Genomic DNA, 518 nt, shown 5'->3' with positions numbered 1-518 from the left:
CGCCGGAGCGCAGCATCCCGGCGGAGGAATCCTGGCGGATCGGTAGCGGCAGCGAGCGCTTCCAGACCGCCGGTGAAGCGCTGCTCTCGTGGACGGCGCAGCGCGCGGCCGGACTCTCCGTCGAAGACGTGCGTCCGGCGCCCGGCCCCGCCTACGCGGGGGTGAGCTTCGACGCGGAGGGCAACCCGATCGCGCCGAGCAAGCGTGACGTCGAGCCCCGCTACGACGCGGAGGGCATGCCCTTCGTCGGCGCGGGGATGACTCTTCATCTGCGCGGTCGCGTCGGCAGCATGCGTGCGGACGCGGAGCTGCGCGTGATCTCGGTGACCGAGGAGACCCGGCGCATCGGCTTCGTCCTCGGCACCGTCGGCGGATCCGTCGTCCGTGGCGAGGAGTCCTTCGACGTGGACTGGCGTGAAGACAACGACGAGGTCTGGTTCACCGTCCGCGCCTTCGACGCTCCGCACGCGCTGCTGTACCGCACCGTGCCGGCGCTCGTGAAGCGCCGTCGTCGTGAG

The 518-nt window shown here is 71.6% G+C and carries 1 protein-coding gene; it reads left to right on the top strand.

The genetic code is table 11. From position 1 onward, the window contains the following. On the top strand, positions 1-518 hold a 518-nt coding region (locus ACNPM4_RS13960), incomplete at both ends, for a DUF1990 family protein (RefSeq protein ID WP_448986053.1).

Source organism: Microbacterium umsixpiens, from assembly GCF_053543675.1.
The sequence above is the reverse complement of the archived record's forward strand: the minus strand, read 5'-3'. Positions and strand labels throughout refer to the sequence as shown.